The sequence below is a fragment of the Roseivivax jejudonensis genome, from assembly GCF_900172265.1.
Taxonomy (GTDB): domain Bacteria; phylum Pseudomonadota; class Alphaproteobacteria; order Rhodobacterales; family Rhodobacteraceae; genus Roseivivax; species Roseivivax jejudonensis.
In genome coordinates this window covers 465,923-481,574 of sequence record NZ_FWFK01000001.1, presented here as the reverse complement: position 1 = coordinate 481,574, position 15,652 = coordinate 465,923, and the positions used below count along the sequence as shown (strand labels likewise).

Here is a 15,652-nt window from a genome sequence, read left to right as displayed (position 1 = left end):
TTTTTCCCGTGACGCCGGGGATCGCGCGGCCCGCCGCGGCATGACCTCCCGTCACGCGCCGGTCATCCGGCGGGCAGCGCCCGTGCCATGAGCAGCGCATCCGCGCGGGTCCCGTCGCGGCGCGCGTAGTACCGGTGCCTCCGTGCCGTTTCGACATAGCCCGCCGACGCGTAGAGCGTGCGCGCGGGTTCATTGTCCTCGGCCACGTCGAGCACCGCGCGCGTCACGCCGTCGGCTGCCGCGTCGTCGTGAAAGCGGGCGAGGAGGCCGCGCGCGACGCCCCGGCGCTGCGTCCCCGGATCGGTCGCCAGCGCGAGGATCTCGGCCTCGTCCGCGACGACCTGCGCGATCAGGACGGCGCCCGGCGCCGTCAGGAGCCGCGACACCGGCCGGTCCAGCATCGCCGCGACATCGACGGCGCGCCACGGCTCCTGGTGACGGTAGGCGCGCGCCATCAGCGCGGCGATATCCTCAGGCGTCATCGAGGATGCGGGGCGGGGCCTCGCGCGCCGGGGCCGCGTCCGCGGGCCGCACGTAAAGCGGCGCCGGCGACGGTCCGGGCGCCAGCAGAAGCCGGGCCCGGCGGGCGATCGCCTCGGCGAGCGCGTCCGGCGGCGGCGGATACGTCGCATCGCCCAGTGCCGTGTCGCGCGGCACCAGCGCAATCGCGCCGTCCGCGCCGCGCAGGTACACCTGTTCGCGTGGCGCCGGCACGATGGGGCAGGTCCCGTCGGTCGCGTCGAGCGTGGAAACGCCGATCGCGGGAATGTCGAGCGCGAGGGCGAGCCCACGCGCCGCCGCCACGGAGATCCGGATCCCGGTGAAGTTGCCCGGACCGATCCCGACGCCGATCCGCTCGAGATCGCGCCACTCCGCGCCCGCCGCGGCCAGCACCTCTTCCAGCAGGGGCATCAGCCGCTCGGCCTGTCCCCGGCCCATCTCCTCGCCCCGGCGCACGAGACACCGGTCGCCCGACAGCAAAGCGGCCGCGCAATGCGCGGCCGATGTATCAAAGCCGAGGATCAGGGGATCAGACACCGACGGGGCGGACCTCGGTCACCTCGGGGATGTAGTGCCGCAGCAGGTTCTCGATCCCCATCTTCAGCGTCAGGGTCGACGACGGGCAGCCCGCGCAGGCGCCCTGCATGTGCAGATAGACCACGCCACGCTCGAACCCGTGGAAGGTGATGTCGCCACCGTCCTGCGCCACTGCCGGGCGCACGCGGGTGTCGAGCAATTCCTTGATCTGGCCGACGATTTCGCCATCCTCGCCCTCGTGGGCGGCATGGCCGTCGCCGGCAGCCTCCATCGCGCCGTCGGCCATGATCGGCTGGCCGGACTGGAAATGCTCCATGATCGCGCCGAGAACCGCGGGTTTCACGTGATCCCACTCGGTCTCGTCTGCCTTGGTCACGGTCACGAAATCGTTGCCGAAGAAGACGCCGCGCACGCCGTCAACCTCGAACAGCCGCGTCGCAAGCGGCGAGGCGCCGGCACCCTCGGCCGACGGGAAATCCGCGGTGCCCGCCTCGAGCACCGTCTGCCCCGGCAGGAACTTCAGCGTCGCGGGGTTGGGGGTCGATTCGGTCTGGATGAACATTTGGCTCGCCCTTTCTCGGTTGGATTTGAATATGCGCGTCGCGGTCGCGAGGGTCAAGGTTTGGAACGGTTCTAAATTGCGTCGCACGGGACCGTGAAACTTCGGCGGGCCGGTGCGCGTGACTGGATCATCTCGAAACCAGGAGAGGATCAGAGATATGCGTGCATTCATCATCGCCGGCGCCGTGGCCGCCGCCACCGCAATCCCCGCCGTCGCACAGGACATGCCGATGGTCGAAGCGTCCGACCAGTCGGTCTCGAACGGCGTGGTCAGCGCCTCGCGCATCGTCGCGCCCGCCAACGGCTGGCTCGTCGTGCACCGCACCGACGAGGAAATGGCGCCCGGTCCGGTCGTCGGTCACGCGCCCATCCGCGAAGGCGAGACGTCGGACGTGGCCGCGATCCTGACCGAAGAGGTCGCGTCGGGCGACATGCTGATGCTGATGGTGCACAGCGAGGATGACGGGTCCGAGACCGGCATCTTCGAATACACCCTCGGCGCCACCGAAGACGGCCCGATCCGCCAGGACGAAGAGCTGGTGATGACGGTCATCACCGCCGAGTGATCCCGGGGCGACCGGCCGGGGCGATCAGGTGATCGCCTCGAGCCGCTCCTTGGACAGATCCCCGGGCACGATCGTGATGGGGATCGGCAGCGTGCCGGCGTTCCGCGTCAGGTGCGTCACCAGCGGCCCCGGCCCGGACTTGTCCGTGCCGGCCCCGAGCACCAGCACGCCGATATCCGGATCGTCGCCGATCTGGGCGACGATCTGCGCGACCGGATCGCCCTCTCGGATCACCAGTTCGGGATCGACGTTCTGGCGATCGCGCATCCACTTGGCGAAGACCTCGAAATGCGCGGTGATGCGCTCGCGCGCTTCCTCGCGCATGATCTCCCCCACGCCGACCCAGTGATTGAACTCGTCCGGCGGGATCACCGACAGGATCGACACGCCTCCGCCGGTGCGCGCCGCGCGCATCGCGGCAAAGCGCATCGCGTTCAGGCATTCGCGGCTGTCGTCAAGGACGACCATGAACTTGCGCATGGAACTTCTCCTCGGGCGCGAGCATGGCCGAGCCGGACGCGGCCGGCAAGCGGGCGTGATCAGGCGGCCTGAGACGCGGCCCAGTCCCAGTAGATTTCGCGCGCGCGGCGGGTGATTGGACCGAACTGGTAGTGCCGGTCCTCGAAGCGGCCGACCGGTGTGACCTTGTTGAGGTTGCCGGTCAGAAAGATCTCGTCGGCTTCCTCGAAGTCGCGGAAGGTCAGCACCGTCTCCACCACGTCGATGCCGTCGGCGCGCAGGTTCTGGATGTGCCGCGCCCGCGTGATCCCGGCGAGGAACGTGCCGTTCGGCACCGGCGTGAACACGACGCCGTCGCGCACCATGAAGACGTTGGACGTCGCCGTCTCGGCGACATTGCCCATCGCGTCGGCCACCAGCGCGTTCTCGAAGCCGCGCTGCCCGACCTCGCGCAGCATCCGAGCGTTGTTGGCGTAGAGGCACCCGGCCTTGGCGTTGACCACGTTGTCCTCGAGCACCGGGCGCCGGAACGACGTGCGCCCCAGAGACACCAGATGCTGATCGGGCAGCATCGGGAACTCCTCGAGACAGAGCGCGAACCCGGTATGCTCGGGCCCGATCTTCGGCATGATCGCCGAGGGTTCGCTGTCGGTCGACCAGTACATCGGCCGCACGTAGACAGGGGCCGACTTGGGGAACATCGCGAGCCCCTCGCGCGCGATCTCGAGGATCTCGGCGTCGGTTTTCGTGGGTGCGATCATCAGCGCCTCGGCCGAGCGGTTGGTGCGGGCGCAGTGCTTGTCGAGATCGGGCGCCATCCCGTCGATGAAGCGCGCGCCGTCAAAGACGGTCGAGCCGAGCCACGAGCCGTGATCCGCGGCGCGCATGACGGGAGCGTCGCCCTCGTGCCACGTGCCCTCGAAATAGGTGCGGATGTTGCGACCCGTCGCCATCGCCGTCTCCTCGTCTGAAAGTCGCGCGGACGCTATCCCCGCCGGCGGGCGAGGTCCACCCGGCTCAGGCCGCCTCGGCCAGAAGCGCGCGCAGGTCGAGGGGCGTATTCGACATGGAGAGCTGGCCGTCGGCGTCCCGCGGCCAGTCGGTCTCGGCGCGGTCGCGATAGATCTCGATCCCGTTTCCGTCGGGATCCGAGAAATAGACGGCTTCGGAGACACCGTGATCCGCCGCACCCTCGATCTCCACGCCTGCCGCCACGGCGCGGCCAAGCGCAGCGCCGAGCGTGGCGCGATCGGGAAACAGGAACGCGGTGTGATACAGGCCCGGATGCCCGCGCGGCGCCGGTGCGGCCCCGGCGCTGTCCCACGTATTGAGCCCGATATGGTGGTGATATCCGCCGGCCGACAGAAATGCGGCGCGCGTGCCGTAGCGTTGCGTCACTGTCAGGCCGATCACGTCGCGATAAAACGCGATCGACCGGTCGAGGTCGGACACCCGCAGGTGCACGTGGCCGATGCGCATGTCGGGCGGGGCGGTGGTGGGGGCTGTTGCGGTCATGGCGAACTCCTGTCTGTTCGCCGAAAGATATGATGTGCGCTTCTGCAGTGCATCAGGCGAAAGCGAAGGTGCACTGTGCATCCGTGCGCTCATGCATACGGAGCGACCAGCGGGCGGAGCGCCACGCGCGCGCCGATCCGGGCGCACAGAAGGTAGAGTCCGGCCACCTTGCGCTGGAGGAACAGGGCATCGGTCGGCGGCACCGGCGCGATGTCGCGCTCTCGGCCGAAGGCGATTGCCGCCTCGGTCAGCCGTTGCGGCAGGTCGGAGTCGGCGAAGTCGAACGGTGATTCCTCTGCCAGCGGCACGAAGCACATCTGCATCATGTCGAGCAGCGTGGCGATCCGCGCCTCCGACAGATCGTCGGAGAGGTAGCCGATCCGCATCGCCGCTGCGCGGATCCCGTCACGGTCGCCCGCGAGCCCCGCCCGAAGCATCGCGCGGAAGTCGGCGACGAGCGTTTCCGGGAACGCCCGCGTCGCGCCGAAATCGAGCAGGACGATGCGCCCGCTTTCGGCATCCCACCGGTAGTTGGCGAAGTTCGGATCGGTCTGCATCAGCCGGAACTCGAACAGCTCGCGCAGCACCAGCCCGATCAGTCGCGCCCCGGCGCCGTCCCTCACCTCCTGCGCCGCGCCGGCAAGATCCTCGATCGGCACGCCGGAGAGATAATCCATCGCGAGGATATCCCGGGTCGAGAACGCCTCGTGCGGGCGTGGAACGGCAAAGGCCGCCTCGTCGGCCAGAAGGTCGGCGAACCGCGTCATCGCGCGCGCCTCCTGCGCGTAGTCGGCCTCTTCATGCAGCTGCGCGCGCGCATCCTCGAGCAGCGGAGCCAGATCGAGCCCCCGCGGCACCATGCCCGACCAGCGGATGATCGCGCCGAGATTGGCGATGTCGCTGTCGATGCTGTCGCGGATGCCGGGATACTGCACCTTGATCGCGAGCGCGGTGCCGTCCCTGGTCTCGGCACGGTGCACCTGCCCGATCGACGCCGCGGCGATCGGCGTCACGTCGAAGCGCCGGAACCGGCGCAGGAAATCGGCACCCCAATTGTCCGACAGCACGCGCTTGAGCTGCGGCGGCGGCATCGCATGCGCCTCCGATCGCAGGCTGGCGAGGATATCGGCCAGTTCGGGCGTCAGGATCTCGCCGGCCTCCATCGAGATCAACTGCCCGAGCTTCATCGCCGCGCCGCGCATACGCGCCAGCTCGGCCGTCACGCGCGCGGCGTTCGCGGGGGTCAACATCAGGCGGTCGAACGCGGGCCGGCGTCCGCGCGCCAGCTCGCCCGCGCCGGCCAGCGCCGCGCGACCCATCAGCCCGCCGGTCAGCCCGCCGAGCCGTGCCATTCGCCCGAACCGGCGCGCCGGCACCGGCAGCGGGCGCGAAAGGTATCGGTCCCGATCCGTCATCGGAAGGCAGATAAGCCGCGCGGGGCGTCTGGCCATCCGCACCGTGAGCGCATAGTCAGGCGCGAGACCGGGGCGCACGATCCGGCGTCCGGCCCACGAGGAGCGGCATGCACGATCACAACGCGAGCCCCGTGAACCCGATCCCGCCGGTCGTGCTGATCCTGTTCGCCGTGATGGCGGTGGCCGAGTTGGCATTTTCGCTGGGCGCGCGCGGGCTGGCCGGCGGACCCGGGGCCATCGGTTGGCGCGTCGCGATGATCGAACGCTTTGCCTTCTCGGGCGAGATCCTCGAGTGGATGGTCCAGACCCGCCAGGCGCCGCTGCAGCACGTGGTGCGCATCCTCAGCTATCCTTTCGTCAACGGCGCCTTCACGGCGACGCTGTTCGCCTGCGTCATGCTGCTCGCGCTGGGCAAGATGGTGGCCGAGACGATGGGGCAGGCGCGCACGCTCGCGGTCTTCGCCGGGGCGAGCATCGGGGGCGCGCTGATCTACACCGCGGCCGGGGCGTCGGCCCCGCTCTATGGCGGTTTCACACCCGTCTACGGCCTCATCGGCGCATTCACCTACCTTCTGTGGGTGCGGCTCGGCCGCATGGGCGAGGCTCAGATCCGCGCCTTCAGCCTGATCGGCGTGCTCCTTGGCTTGCAGCTCGTCTTCGGCCTGCTGTTCGGAAGCAGCCCGCACTGGGTGGCCGAGGTCGGCGGCTTCGTTACCGGCTTCGCGCTCACGGTGGCGTTGGTGCCCGGCGGCGCGGCAAGGATCCTCGCGCGGATCCGCCGGTAGCACCGCCTCTCAGAACATCTCGTCCGGCAAAAGCGGCAGGTGCCGCGAGAAGCGCCGCGCGCGTCCGAGCGGGTAGGGCATGACGAAGCCGATCCGCCGTTCCGGGTCGAGCGCCGCGTTCGCCTCGGCTGCGGCCCGCCACGTCGCCGCCTTTTCGGGGTCGGCATCGGTCATCCGCCCGCCCAGCCACTTGCGGGCCAGTCGCAGCCGTAGATCCTTGATGATCTCGGTCTTGCGGAAGAGCACCGAGGCCTCGGTGTCCCAGCGCATCGAGCGGCCGTTGAGGTTGGCCGATCCGACGAGGCCGAAGCGGTCGTCGATCAGCGTGACCTTCGCGTGGACGTAGATCGGACCGGCCCCCCCGAGGGCGCGGCTGAAGCCGGGCGTCGCCGGGCGGGTCTGTCCCGGCGACAGCAGCGCCGCGCGTTCGCCGAAGGCCGCGTGGACATCACCCAGCGCGAGCGTCTGCAGCGCGTGGGCATGCCGGGCGTCCCAGCTGTCGGCACCGCCGAAGAGGATACGCTCGGGCTCGGGCGGCAGCAGCAGGACGAGCTGCAGATCCGGCACGCGCCTCGCCGCGGCACAGAGCGCGTCCGAGATCGGGCGGTGCCGCAGGAACTGCGATTCCATGTAGATCAGGTGCCGCGCCTCGCCGATGGCGGCGAGCGTGACCTCCTCGTGCTCGGTGAGGTATGGCTTTGGCCCGAAACTGAACGGTCCCTTGCGCGGCTGCGACATCGTCCGCACGAGCCGCAGCTCGGTCCGGCCCTGCGGCCGCGGCGGCGCGTCCATCGCCTGCGCCGCATCGGCCAGAGAGGCCGCCTCGTCGCGCAGGGCGGCGTTCCAGGTGTCGACGAAATGGGCGCGCGCGGCGGCGGCGATGTCGCCTTCGACGCTCAGGCTCACATCATGCCAGGTTTCCTCGGCGGGGCGGTCGTGATTGTTGTCGTCCCAGCGCCGTTCGTTGACATCGAGCCCGCCGATCACCGCGCGGGACCCGTCCACCACGGCGACCTTCTGGTGCAGCGAGACCGGCCGCAGGAACGGACGCGCCTGCAAGAGCTTGCGCTGGACCGGGGTCAGCCGATCCTCCGAGGACTGTTTCAGAGAGCGGAGCTTCTCCGTGATCTTGAAGATCAGCGCGCGGCGCCAGATCCAGCCCACCTCCTGCCCGTGCGGGGCGACGAGGATCTGCACGTCGCCCGAGATACGGTCTGCGAACTTGCTGGCAGAGGCCCACGACAGCCGGTGAAGATCGGCGGCGAAGAGCGGGTCGAAATCGGTGATAACGATGCGCAGGCGCACACCGCGCGCGGCCACCTGCTCGAGCAGATCCACCCAAGTCTCGAGCCCCTCGGCCCGCAGGCGCGGATGGCGCAGCGCGGTCCCCGGCTCGAACACGCGGTAGGACAGGAGGATCTCGTCCTCGGCGCCGGCGACCATCTCCTCGAGAACGGGATAGATCTCGGACGCGGTGATGTGCGCGACCGGGTCGGTATCGTCAGCCGCGCCTGCGCCGGACGGCGTCGCGGAATTCGGAGAGGCGGAATGCGCCGACGAGTTGTCCTGCGATGCCATAGATACCAATCCCGACCCCGATGAGCACGACAAGTGCGAGGTAACGCACGCCCCCCCTGTCGAGTAAAGGCCCGAGTGCGACCATCGTTCCCCACAGTGCCGCACCCATCACGATCGAGGCCAGCGCGATGCGCGGCAGCCGGCGGCGGAACCGATCGTCGAGCCGCACCACCGGTCCGAGCCGCCGCGCGCCGAGGGCGAGCAGCACGACCATCGCCCAGCCGGCGGCCGTCGTGGCGATCGCCGGCGCGACCCAGCCGAGTGCCGGGGCGAGCCCGATCGCCAGCGCCGCGTTCACGATCATGGACACGAGGGCATAGCGGAACGGGGTCTTGGTGTCCTCTCGGGCGAAGAACAGCGGCTGCAGCGTCTTCTGCAGCACGAAGGCCGGCAGGCCGAGCCCGTAGATCGCCACGGCCAGCGCGATGGCCTGCGAGTCGGCGGCGGACGTGGCGCCGCGCTGGTAGAGGACGCTGACAACAGGCAGCGGCACCACGATCAGCGCCACCGCGGCGGGCAGGGTCAGTGCGATCGAGATCTCGGTCGCGCGGCTGAACGCCGCGCGCCCGCCGGCATCGTCTCCGGCCTTGAGCCGCCGTGACAGGTCCGGCAACAGAACGATCCCCACCGCGATGCCGACGACCCCGAGCGGCAGCTGGTAGAGACGGTCGGCGGCATAGAGCCAGCCCACCGCCTTGTCGAAATTCGACGCGACCTGCTGACCGACCAGCAGGTTGATCTGCATCACCCCGCCGGCCAGCGCCGCCGGAACCGCGATCCGAACGAGGTCGCGCATCTCGGGCGTGAGCCGCGGCCGGCGCGGGCGCAGGCGAAGCCCCGCGCGCTCGGCGGCGATCCAAACGAGCGCCAGCTGCGCGACGCCGGCGACCGGCACCGTCCAGACCAGCACGTCGATGACCGCGCCGCCGGCGGCGCTCGCGGCGACCATCCCGCCGATCACCAGCACGTTCAGCAGCACCGGCGCCGCCGCCGCGGCGGCGAAACGGCCCGAGGCATTGAGCGCGCCGGACAAGAGCGCCGCGAGAGAGATGAAGAGGATGTAGGGAAACATCACCCGGCCGAAGGCCACGGTGAGGTCGAACCGCTCGTCCCCGGCAAACCCCTCGGCCGTGGCGTAGACCAGCGCCGGCATGAAGATCATCGCCACCGCCGACAGGATCAGCAGCACGAACCCCAGCCCCGACAGCGCCGACGACCCGAAATCGAGCGGCGACTCGTCGGCCTCCAGCCGTTTCGAGAACATCGGCACGAAAGCGGCGTTGAACGCGCCCTCGGCAAAGAAACGGCGGAACATGTTGGGCAGGCGAAAGGCCGCGACGAAGGCGTCCATCACCGGGCCCGGCCCGATCAGCGCAAGGATGACGATCTCGCGCACGAGGCCCAGCACGCGCGACAGGAGCGTCCACACGCCCACGGTGAGAACGCCGGTCAGTAGTCGGATGGGTCGCATGCGGGGAAGCCTTTGCCCGGGGCCCGGGGCGGTTCGTGACGGGCGGGGTCTAGCGCATCGCCGGACGGGGCGGAAGGGGCCGCTTGCGCAGGCTCTCTTGCGGTGCCTAGGCTTTGGCGGGCCAAGGAGAGCGCAGATGTACAAGCCCGACGGATACCCCGACGTGTCGCCCTACCTCGTTGTCGCGGACGTGGAGGCGGCGCTGCGCTTTGCCGAGACGGTCTTCGGCGCCGAACGTTTGCGCATCTTCCATCGCGACGACGGCAGCGTCATGCACGCCGAGATGCGGATCGGCGACAGCGTCGTGATGCTGGGCGGGGCGACGGGCGGCACGCCCGCGATGCTGCATGTCTACGTGCCGGATGCCGAAGCCGCGTTCGACCGGGCGACAGCGGCCGGCGCGACGATCCTGCAGGAGATGCAGGACAAGGGCGACGGCGATCTGCGCGGCGGCGTCGCCGATACGACCGGCACGCAGTGGTACATCTCGCGCCAGCTCTGAGCGGGTCAGTCGTCGTCGCGCTTGCGCAGCGGCGCCGTGGCGATGCGCCCGGCGGTTGCCGTGCCCTTGACCGCGGTTTTGGTGGTGAAGACGGCGGCGTCCTTTGCCGTGTCGGCCGCCGTCAGGGCGATGCAGCCCGACAGGGCGGCGGGCGCGATCAGCATCAGGGCAAGGGCGGCGCGGGTCATGGCAAATCCTCGGCTGGACGGCACAGACCCTAGACCACCGCCGCGACGCCGCCCAGAGCGCGCCGGACCGGGCGGCGGCTTCCCGCGCGTCTGGCGCATCACCGCGCCGCCCGTCAGCTGTAGGCGCGCTCCACGCCCGCCGCGATGGCATCGCGCAGCTTGCGCTCCAGCGCCTTCTGCTTCGACCGCGCGTGCAGCTTCAGGCCGAACATGTCCTTGACGTAGAAGCTGTCGACCACCTGCTCGCCGTAGGTCGCGATCACCGCGCTGGCGATGTAGATGTTCTGCGCCGCCAGCGTGCGCGTCAGGTCGTAGAGCAGGCCGGGCCGGTCGCGGGTGTCGACCTCGATGATCGTGTAGATCTCCGATCCGTCGTTGTCGAAGGTGATGGAGGTCGGCACGCGGAAGGCGCGCTCGCGCTTCTTGATCTTGTCCTTCGACTTGATCGCCTCGCGCGCCACGACCTCGCCCTTGAGCGTCTTGTGGATCGTCTCGCGCAGGCGAGGCAGGCGTTCGGACTCGTAGGGGCTGCCGTCGCCATCCTGGATCCAGAAGGCCGCCGTCGCAAAGCCGTCCTTTGTCGTGTAGGTGCGCGCGTCCACGACGTCCGCACCGACGAGCGCCAGCGCCCCGGCCAGCCGCGAGAAGATGCCGGGATGGTCGACGAGCGCAAAGCAGACGCGCGTCGCGTCCCGGTCCTCGTCGGGGTGGATGTCGATGCGCACCTCGTCCGTCGAGATGTTGCGCAGGAGGTTGGCAAAGACCACGTGCGCGGTGACGTGCAGGCCCTGCCAATAGGGGCCATAGTGCCGTCCGGTCTCGGTCTTGAGCGCCGCGTCGTCCCAGTCGGCCAGCCGCGCGCGCAGGAGCTTGCGCGCCTCGGCGCCGCGGTTCTCGCGGTTGAGATCCTCCATCCCGCTCTCGAGCGCGCGGCGGGTCTGGCGATAGAGCGCGCGCAGAAGCGCCGCCTTCCAGTTGTTCCACGTGCCCGGCCCGACGCCGCGGATGTCGCAGACCGTGAGCAGAAGCAGCAGGTCGAGCCGCTCGCGCGACTGCACCGCCTTGGCAAAGTCCCGCACGGTCCGGGGATCGGCGATGTCGCGCTTCTGCGCCATGTCCGACATCAGCAGGTGATGACGCACCAGCCATTCGACCGTCGCGCATTCGGACTTCTTCAGACCAAGCCGCGGCGCCACGCGGCGCGCGATCTTGGCGCCGACGATGGAATGGTCCTCGTCGCGGCCCTTGCCGATGTCATGGAGCAGCAGCGCCACGTAGAGAACGCGCCGGTTCACGCCTGCCTCGAGGATCTGGGTCGCAACCGGCAGCTCCTCGACAAGCTTGTGCTCCTCGATCTCCGACAGGTGCCACAGGCACTGTATGGTGTGCTCGTCGACCGTGTAGCTGTGATACATGTTGAACTGCATCATCGCGACGATCGGTTCGAATTCGGGGATGAAGGCCGCGAGCACGCCGAGCTCGTTCATCCGCCGCAGCGCGCGGTCCGGGTTCCCGTGTTCCAGCAGTAGGCCGAGGAAGATTCGCTGCGCCTCGGGCGAGCGGCGCATGTCCTCGTCGATCAGGTGCAGGTTGGCCTTGATCAGGCGCATCGCCTCGGGATGGATCAGCAGCCCGGTGCGCAGGGCCTCCTCGTAGATCCGCAGGAGGTTGAGCTTGTCCGACAGGAACTCGGCCTCGTCGGCGAAGATCAGGCGCCCGTGCGCGACCTCGTAGCCGTCCGCGACCTTGGGTGACCGGCTGAACACCCGCAGGAGCAGCGGCGGCGTCTTGCGATGCTCGGCCTCCAGCGAGGTGAGCACGATCCGCGTCAGGTCGCCGACCGCCGTGGCGTGACGGAAGTAGTCCTGCATGAAGATCTCGACCGCGCGGCGTCCGCCCCGGTCCTCGAACCCCATGGCCGCGGCGACCTCCACCTGCATGTCGAAGGTCAGCTGCTCCATTGCCCGGCCCGTCAGCAGGTGCAGGTGACAGCGCACCGCCCAGAGAAAGCCCTCGGCGCGAACGAAGGTCTCGTACTCGTCGCGGCGGAACACGCCGAGCGATACCAGTTCCGCGGTGTCATCGGTGTGGTAGACGTATTTCGTGATCCAGAAGAGCGATTGCAGGTCGCGCAAGCCGCCCTTGCCTTCCTTCACGTTCGGCTCCACGAGGTAGCGCTGGCCCCCCTGCTTCTCGTGGCGCGCGTCGCGCTCTTCGAGCTTGGCGGCCACGAAGTCGCGCTCGGTGCCTTCGAACAGGTCGGTGCGCAGTCGCGCCTCGAGGTCGTCGGCCAGCGGTTCGTGGCCCGCGAGGAACCGGTGCTCCAGCATCGCGGTGCGGATCGTGTAGTCCTCGGCCCCGAGCCGCAGGCAATCCTTCACGGTGCGCGACGCGTGCCCGACCTTCAGCTTCAGGTCCCACAGGATGTAGAGCATCGACTCGATGACGCTCTCGGCCCAGGGCGTGATCTTCCACGGCGTCAGGAACAGAAGGTCGACGTCGGAAAACGGCGCCATCTCGCCCCGCCCGTAGCCGCCGACGGCAAGCACCGCGATGCGCTCGCCCTTGGTGGGCGTCGGGCGGCGGTGCAGCCGGTCGATCGCCACCTCCCAGACCTGCGTGACGATCGAGTCGGTCAGGTAGGTGTAGGCCCGGGTCGCGGGCGGCGCCACGCGCGGCGCCGTGCGGAACGCCTCTGCGATGCGGGCGCGGCCGGCCTCCCGCGCCTCGGACAAGACCTCGACGACCGCGCGCCGGACCGTGGATTCGTCGCGCGCCTCGCCGATGGCGGCGTCGAGCCGGGCGCGCACGGCGTCGGCATCGAAGATTTCATGCGCCGGTGCGACGAGATCCGCGCGCAGCCGCGCCGCCCGGCCGGCGGACCGGCCGGACGGCGTTCCGCCGTCAGTGTGCGTCGTGTCGGACGTTTCGGCCGGATCAGAAGCCGGCGCCGCCGAAGCCGCTCGGGGCTGGGTCAAGGATCACCACCTGCTGGTTTCGCACGGTCGCCACGGCGAGGCCGCGCTCGTTCGTGCCGTCGGACCGCAGGCGGAATACACCGGACGCGCCCTGGAAGCCAGAGCCTTGCGTGAGCGCACGGGCGCTGAACGCGTCCGACCGTCCCCGTCCGACCAGCGCGCCGACGGCCGCGATCCCGTCGAACGCGAGGCCGGCGAGCGGGTGCGGCGCGCTGCCATAGGCCGCCTGGTAGCGGCTCTGGAACGCCTGGCTGGCGCTGCGCGAGGGCAGGGCGAAGAAGGCGCCTTCGACGCCCGGAAGGTTGAAGCCGTCGGGCCGGGTGTCCCAGCGCGTCAGCCCGACATACTGGACCTCCGACGGCGACAGGCCCTGCTCGGGCCCGAGCTGCAGCGCGACCGACAGGCCGCCTTCCCACGTGTCGGTCAGGAACAGCCCGTCGGCCTGTCCGCTGTCGACGAGCGGGCGGATGCGCCCGATCGCGCCGCTCAGGCTCTCGGCGTTGAGCTGGTAACCCTCGGTGGCGACGACGCGCGCGCCGTTCCGCGCGGCCGCGCCCTGGATCGCGTTGCGGCCGATCTGGCCGGCCACGTTGTTGTTGAAGAGCACGGCAAGGTCGTCGACGCCCTGGTCGGCCGAGTAGGACACCAGCCGGTTGGCGGTGTTCTCGAACGTCGCGCCGAGCAGGAAAAGGTTGCCGCCGGCCACCTGCGTGTTGTTCGAGAAGCTCAGGACGTTCACGCCCTCGTCCGCGACCGTCACCGCCGCCGCGTTCGCCGCCTCGGCGTAGAGCGGCCCGAGAATGATGCCCGCGCCCTCGTCGACCGCGCGTTGCGCCGCCGCCGCGGCGGTCTGCGGATTGCCCGCCGTGTCGTAGACCCGCAGGTCGATCTCTGCGCCGTCGAGATCGGCGGCCGCGAGCCGCGCGGCGTTCTCGAGGCTGCGCGCGATGGCGCCGGCATTGGCGTCCGATTGCGGCACCAGGAGCGCCACCGGAACCGGGGCGCCGGGATCGACGCGCGGGCCGGAAGCGGAGGGCAGGACGGCGGCGTCGCAGGCGGCGAGCGCCGTCAGCGCAAGCGCGGCCACGACCCGGCGGCACGCCTTGCGGGCAGGGACGAAACGGGCGATCATGATGTGGAGGCTCCCTCGATCTCTGGTCGCGCGGGCAGACGGGCCCGGACGCCGGCCCCGGTCCTGGGGCCGCGCCGGTGATGTTCGGCGCCCGACCGCGCGGATTTGACGCGGAGTGTAGATCAGGCCGAAAGGGCGTCCAACAATGAATCCGAAGACCGGCAACGCGCCGCCCGGATCCGGCGGCGGCCTCGTCCTCGTCTCCACGCCGATCGGCAATGCCCGCGACATCACGCTGCGCGCGCTCGACGTGCTGCGGGAGGCCGACGTGCTCGCCGCCGAGGACACCCGCGCGTTGCGCCGCCTGCTGGAGATCCACGGCATTCCGCTCGGCGATCGGCCCTGCCTCGCCTATCACGACCACAACGGCGCGAAGATGCGCCCGAAGCTCCTCGCGGCGCTCGCCGAGGGGCGAACGGTCGCCTACGCGTCCGAGGCCGGAACCCCGCTTGTGTCGGATCCGGGGTTCGACCTCGTGCGCGCGGCGCAGGAGGCCGGCCACGACGTCACCGCAGCGCCGGGCGTGTCGGCGGCGGTCACCGCGCTGACGCTCGCCGGCCTGCCGAGCGACCGCTTTCACTTCGCGGGGTTTCTGCCCAATCAGAAGGGCGCCCGCGACCGCGCGCTCGACGCGCTCGCCCCGGTCGACGCCACGCTGATCCTCTACGAATCGCCGCGCCGGGTCGCCGCGACGCTGGCCGCCGCCGCCCGGCGCCTCGGGCCGGAACGCCCGGCGACGGTGGCGCGCGAACTGACCAAGCGGTTCGAGGAGGTCCGTCGCGGCACGCTCGGCAGCCTCGCCGAGGCCTACGACGGCACGACGCCCAAGGGCGAGATCGTGGTGCTGATCGGCCGCGGATCTTCGGGAAACGTCAACGAAGAGGATGTAGACCGGGCACTGAAGACCGCGCTCGCCACGATGTCCGTGCGCGACGCGGCCGACCAGGTGTCGTCCGAGCTCGGCGTGTCCCGCCGGCCGGTCTACCAGAAGGCGATGCAGTGGAAGCGCGATGCCGATGATGACAACTGACCGGCCGGCGAAGGATGCGGCCCGCCGCGCCGTGACCTACGAGGCCGGCCGCGCGGCGGAGGCGACGATCGCCAGCGAGTACGAGCGGCGCGGCTATGCCATCGCGCAACGCCGCTGGCGCGGCGCCGGCGGCGAGGTCGACCTGATCGCGCGCGACGGCGACGGCCTGATCTTCGTCGAGGTCAAGAAAAGCCGCAGCTTCGCCCGCGCCGCCGAACGACTCTCGCGCCGGCAGATGGATCGGCTCTGCGCCTCCGCCGCCGAGTTCTGCAGCACCGAACCGCGCGGGCAGCTGACCGATATCCGTTTCGACGTCGCGCTGGTCGACGAACGCGGCGAGGTCCGGGTGATCGAAAACGCCTTCGGCACGGCGTAACCTGACCCGTCGCGGCGACGGCGCATCACGCTCCATTGCCTCCCGCGGGCCGTGGGCC

The 15,652-nt window shown here is 70.2% G+C and carries 17 protein-coding genes; 5 read left to right on the top strand and 12 right to left on the bottom strand.

Annotated features, from left to right (window positions below):
• Positions 1-62 precede the first annotated feature (62 nt).
• From ROJ8625_RS02375 to ROJ8625_RS02365, 3 genes are read right to left on the bottom strand one after another with little or no spacing between them, the layout of a single operon-like run.
• A complete protein-coding gene (locus ROJ8625_RS02375) occupies positions 63-482 on the bottom strand; it encodes a GNAT family N-acetyltransferase (protein ID WP_085790231.1) in 420 nt (139 codons plus the stop codon).
• Positions 472-1,038 (bottom strand): tRNA (adenosine(37)-N6)-threonylcarbamoyltransferase complex dimerization subunit type 1 TsaB, encoded by a 567-nt coding sequence (gene tsaB, locus ROJ8625_RS02370; RefSeq protein WP_234984145.1) that lies wholly within the window; start codon positions 1,036-1,038, stop codon positions 472-474. The genes ROJ8625_RS02375 and tsaB overlap by 11 nt, the downstream gene beginning before the upstream one ends.
• Entirely contained in the window at positions 1,031-1,600 is a 570-nt protein-coding gene (locus tag ROJ8625_RS02365) for a NifU family protein (RefSeq protein ID WP_085790230.1), read from the bottom strand. The genes tsaB and ROJ8625_RS02365 overlap by 8 nt, the downstream gene beginning before the upstream one ends.
• A 157-nt stretch (positions 1,601-1,757) precedes the next feature.
• On the opposite strand from ROJ8625_RS02365, the gene ROJ8625_RS02360 reads away from it, so the two are divergent.
• The gene (locus tag ROJ8625_RS02360; protein WP_085790229.1) at positions 1,758-2,165 is read left to right on the top strand and encodes a DUF7282 domain-containing protein; all 408 of its coding nucleotides are present in this window, start codon (positions 1,758-1,760) and stop codon (positions 2,163-2,165) included.
• Between the two features lie 24 nt (positions 2,166-2,189).
• Here the strand turns inward: ROJ8625_RS02360 and ROJ8625_RS02355 are convergent, their stop codons facing one another.
• The 4 genes from ROJ8625_RS02355 to ROJ8625_RS02340 all read right to left on the bottom strand — a co-directional run bounded on the left by ROJ8625_RS02355 (position 2,190) and on the right by ROJ8625_RS02340 (position 5,491).
• Positions 2,190-2,645, bottom strand: coding sequence for a universal stress protein (locus ROJ8625_RS02355; protein WP_085790228.1), 456 nt, complete (start codon positions 2,643-2,645; stop codon positions 2,190-2,192).
• 59 nt (positions 2,646-2,704) lie between these two features.
• Entirely contained in the window at positions 2,705-3,577 is an 873-nt protein-coding gene (locus ROJ8625_RS02350; RefSeq protein WP_085790227.1) for a branched-chain amino acid aminotransferase, read from the bottom strand.
• Between the two features lie 64 nt (positions 3,578-3,641).
• Positions 3,642-4,139, bottom strand: a complete 498-nt coding sequence (locus tag ROJ8625_RS02345; protein ID WP_085790226.1) for a VOC family protein — start codon at positions 4,137-4,139, stop codon at positions 3,642-3,644.
• 89 nt (positions 4,140-4,228) lie between these two features.
• On the bottom strand, positions 4,229-5,491 hold the full coding sequence (locus ROJ8625_RS02340) for an ABC1 kinase family protein (protein WP_234984144.1): 1,263 nt from the start codon (positions 5,489-5,491) through the stop codon (positions 4,229-4,231).
• A gap of 170 nt (positions 5,492-5,661) precedes the next feature.
• On the opposite strand from ROJ8625_RS02340, the gene ROJ8625_RS02335 reads away from it, so the two are divergent.
• Positions 5,662-6,339, top strand: coding sequence for a rhomboid family intramembrane serine protease (locus ROJ8625_RS02335; RefSeq protein WP_085790225.1), 678 nt, complete (start codon positions 5,662-5,664; stop codon positions 6,337-6,339).
• Positions 6,340-6,348: 9 nt separating this feature from the next.
• Here the strand turns inward: ROJ8625_RS02335 and ROJ8625_RS02330 are convergent, their stop codons facing one another.
• Together ROJ8625_RS02330 and murJ are read right to left on the bottom strand one after the other, a co-directional pair.
• Entirely contained in the window at positions 6,349-7,917 is a 1,569-nt protein-coding gene (locus ROJ8625_RS02330) for a phospholipase D family protein (protein ID WP_085790224.1), read from the bottom strand.
• Positions 7,841-9,388, bottom strand: a complete 1,548-nt coding sequence (murJ, locus tag ROJ8625_RS02325) for a murein biosynthesis integral membrane protein MurJ (RefSeq protein ID WP_085790223.1) — start codon at positions 9,386-9,388, stop codon at positions 7,841-7,843. The genes ROJ8625_RS02330 and murJ overlap by 77 nt, the downstream gene beginning before the upstream one ends.
• A gap of 136 nt (positions 9,389-9,524) precedes the next feature.
• Here murJ and ROJ8625_RS02320 point away from each other — a divergent pair, with 136 nt between their 5' ends.
• Positions 9,525-9,890 carry a VOC family protein gene (locus tag ROJ8625_RS02320; protein ID WP_085790222.1) on the top strand — a complete coding sequence of 122 codons (366 nt, stop codon included), beginning with the start codon at positions 9,525-9,527 and terminating at the stop codon, positions 9,888-9,890.
• Between the two features lie 5 nt (positions 9,891-9,895).
• Here the strand turns inward: ROJ8625_RS02320 and ROJ8625_RS02315 are convergent, their stop codons facing one another.
• From ROJ8625_RS02315 to ROJ8625_RS02305, 3 genes are all read right to left on the bottom strand, one after another.
• Complete coding sequence (locus ROJ8625_RS02315) at positions 9,896-10,078, bottom strand: hypothetical protein (protein WP_085790221.1); 183 nt, start codon at positions 10,076-10,078, stop codon at positions 9,896-9,898.
• A gap of 113 nt (positions 10,079-10,191) precedes the next feature.
• On the bottom strand, positions 10,192-13,056 hold the full coding sequence (locus tag ROJ8625_RS02310; protein WP_085790220.1) for a [protein-PII] uridylyltransferase: 2,865 nt from the start codon (positions 13,054-13,056) through the stop codon (positions 10,192-10,194).
• Entirely contained in the window at positions 13,016-14,188 is a 1,173-nt protein-coding gene (locus ROJ8625_RS02305; protein ID WP_085790219.1) for a penicillin-binding protein activator, read from the bottom strand. The genes ROJ8625_RS02310 and ROJ8625_RS02305 overlap by 41 nt, the downstream gene beginning before the upstream one ends.
• Positions 14,189-14,333: 145 nt before the next feature.
• Between ROJ8625_RS02305 and rsmI the strand changes: the two genes are divergently transcribed.
• Together rsmI and ROJ8625_RS02295 are read left to right on the top strand one after the other, a co-directional pair.
• A complete protein-coding gene (gene rsmI / locus ROJ8625_RS02300) occupies positions 14,334-15,218 on the top strand; it encodes a 16S rRNA (cytidine(1402)-2'-O)-methyltransferase (RefSeq protein ID WP_085790218.1) in 885 nt (294 codons plus the stop codon).
• Positions 15,205-15,594 carry a YraN family protein gene (locus ROJ8625_RS02295; protein WP_234984143.1) on the top strand — a complete coding sequence of 130 codons (390 nt, stop codon included), beginning with the start codon at positions 15,205-15,207 and terminating at the stop codon, positions 15,592-15,594. Before rsmI ends, ROJ8625_RS02295 begins: the two co-directional genes overlap by 14 nt.
• Positions 15,595-15,652 lie beyond the last annotated feature (58 nt).

What these genes read in the sequence shown, in the direction of transcription:
- ROJ8625_RS02350 (WP_085790227.1), bottom strand. Translation starts at nt 3,577, where the DNA reads ATGGCGACGGGTCGCAACATCCGCACCTATTTCGAGGGCACGTGGCAC.
- ROJ8625_RS02320 (WP_085790222.1), top strand. Translation starts at nt 9,525, where the DNA reads ATGTACAAGCCCGACGGATACCCCGACGTGTCGCCCTACCTCGTTGTC.
- ROJ8625_RS02375 (WP_085790231.1), bottom strand. Translation starts at nt 482, where the DNA reads ATGACGCCTGAGGATATCGCCGCGCTGATGGCGCGCGCCTACCGTCAC.
- rsmI (WP_085790218.1), top strand. Translation starts at nt 14,334, where the DNA reads ATGAATCCGAAGACCGGCAACGCGCCGCCCGGATCCGGCGGCGGCCTC.
- ROJ8625_RS02340 (WP_234984144.1), bottom strand. Translation starts at nt 5,491, where the DNA reads ATGGCACGGCTCGGCGGGCTGACCGGCGGGCTGATGGGTCGCGCGGCG.
- ROJ8625_RS02355 (WP_085790228.1), bottom strand. Translation starts at nt 2,645, where the DNA reads ATGCGCAAGTTCATGGTCGTCCTTGACGACAGCCGCGAATGCCTGAAC.
- murJ (WP_085790223.1), bottom strand. Translation starts at nt 9,388, where the DNA reads ATGCGACCCATCCGACTACTGACCGGCGTTCTCACCGTGGGCGTGTGG.
- ROJ8625_RS02365 (WP_085790230.1), bottom strand. Translation starts at nt 1,600, where the DNA reads ATGTTCATCCAGACCGAATCGACCCCCAACCCCGCGACGCTGAAGTTC.
- ROJ8625_RS02360 (WP_085790229.1), top strand. Translation starts at nt 1,758, where the DNA reads ATGCGTGCATTCATCATCGCCGGCGCCGTGGCCGCCGCCACCGCAATC.
- ROJ8625_RS02295 (WP_234984143.1), top strand. Translation starts at nt 15,205, where the DNA reads ATGATGACAACTGACCGGCCGGCGAAGGATGCGGCCCGCCGCGCCGTG.
- ROJ8625_RS02305 (WP_085790219.1), bottom strand. Translation starts at nt 14,188, where the DNA reads ATGATCGCCCGTTTCGTCCCTGCCCGCAAGGCGTGCCGCCGGGTCGTG.
- ROJ8625_RS02315 (WP_085790221.1), bottom strand. Translation starts at nt 10,078, where the DNA reads ATGACCCGCGCCGCCCTTGCCCTGATGCTGATCGCGCCCGCCGCCCTG.
- ROJ8625_RS02335 (WP_085790225.1), top strand. Translation starts at nt 5,662, where the DNA reads ATGCACGATCACAACGCGAGCCCCGTGAACCCGATCCCGCCGGTCGTG.
- ROJ8625_RS02330 (WP_085790224.1), bottom strand. Translation starts at nt 7,917, where the DNA reads ATGGCATCGCAGGACAACTCGTCGGCGCATTCCGCCTCTCCGAATTCC.
- ROJ8625_RS02345 (WP_085790226.1), bottom strand. Translation starts at nt 4,139, where the DNA reads ATGACCGCAACAGCCCCCACCACCGCCCCGCCCGACATGCGCATCGGC.